The sequence below is a fragment of the Nodosilinea sp. LEGE 07298 genome (assembly GCF_015207265.1).
Lineage (GTDB): Bacteria > Cyanobacteriota > Cyanobacteriia > Phormidesmidales > Phormidesmidaceae > Nodosilinea.
Genome location: NZ_JADEXE010000567.1, coordinates 1 through 1,535 on the forward strand (window position 1 = coordinate 1; position 1,535 = coordinate 1,535).

At 62.9% G+C, this 1,535-nt stretch carries 1 protein-coding gene; it reads left to right on the forward strand.

Annotated features, from left to right (window positions below; translation table 11 throughout):
- Positions 1-1,535: WD40 repeat domain-containing protein (locus tag IQ273_RS33085; RefSeq protein WP_194027303.1), on the forward strand; the 1,535-nt coding region annotated here is incomplete at both ends.

The window sequence follows — 1,535 nt, forward strand, 5'->3', positions numbered from 1 at the left end:
GTACCAGCGCCTGTTGGCCTCGGCCCAAGCTTCAGAGTCAGAGCCAGAGTCAGAGCCAGATCCGGTACTGGCCGATGACAGCCCTGACCAGGCGGATCTACTGCTTTCGGGGCTGGTGAGCCGTTCCCAGGGGCAGCTGGGCGTGAAAAATGCTATCTACCGGACAGTATTTAACCCAACCTGGGTAGCCGAACAACTGGCCGCCCTGCGCCCTTACTCGCAAATGCTCAATGCCTGGCTCGCCAGCGATCGCCAGGACGAGTCGCGCCTGCTGCGGGGGCAAGCGCTACACAGCGCTCAGCAGTGGGCTCAGGGCAAGCGCCTCACCACCGAAGATTTTGAGTACCTGGCTGCCAGTGAAGCCCTCGATCGCCAACTGATCGAAGACGCTCTGAAGCTGGCCATGGCCCAGGAGGCTGAAGCCAAACTGCAGCAAGAACAGCAGATAGGGCGGTTGCAAAAGCGGCTGCTGCGGGTGCTCAGCCTGGCGCTGCTGATCACCGCTGGGTCGGGAGCGCTAGCCTTTTGGCAGTTTCGGCGGGCGGTGGTGGCCCAGGGGCAGGCCCAGCAAGAGACTATTCGCGCCCTGGCTTCCTCGTCCCAAGCACGCTTCACCTCTAACCAGCGGCTGGCCGCCCTGATCGATGCCATCCAGGCCGAAGCAGGGCGGCGGCGGTTGCCCGCCTGTCCACCTACGCCCGCTGATGTGGCCATTGACAGTAGCTTTGCCCTGCGCCAGGCCGTTTACGGGGCCGACGAACGCAACCAACTGCTCAGCCACACCGATAACGTCAATGGGGTAGCCTTTTCCCCCGATGGGCAGCGGCTGGCCTCGGTCAGTGCCGATACCACCCTCAAAATTTGGCAGGCCGATGGGCAATTGCTGCACACAGTAGACGCCAGCGACACCGAGCTCTATGCCGTGGCCTACGATCCTAAAAATGAACAAATTGCGGTGGCCGGGGGCGGGGGCCACGTCTCGCTGTGGACGGTTGAAGGAGAACCCCTGCATTCCCTCAACGGGCATCAGGTAGCCGTCTGGTCAGTCACCTACAGCGCCGAGGGCGATTTTTTGCTCACTGCCAGTCAAGATGGCACCGTCAATCGCTGGAGCCGGGAGGGGCAGTTGCTCACCACTGTGACCGCCCACAACGCGCCGATCTACGGCGTCGCCATTAGCGCTGATGGCCAGCGCTGGGCCACCGCCAGCACCGACGGCACCGCTAAAGTTTGGGATGCCCAGGGCCAGTTACTCACTACCTTAACCGGGCACCAGGGGCCAGTCTGGGCCATAGACTTTGCCCCCGATGGCCGCTGGCTGGTCACTGCTGGGGACGATCAAACCCTGAAAATTTGGCAGCCCGATGGTACCCTGCTGCACACCCTAGCCGGTCACGACGGCCCCATCTGGGGCGTGCGAGTCAGCCCCAGCGGCGATTTTTTGGCCTCCACCAGTGTGGATCGGACGGCGAAGCTGTGGCGACCCAACGGCACTCTGCTGAAAACGCTGCAGGGCCACACCGGCAATACTTGGG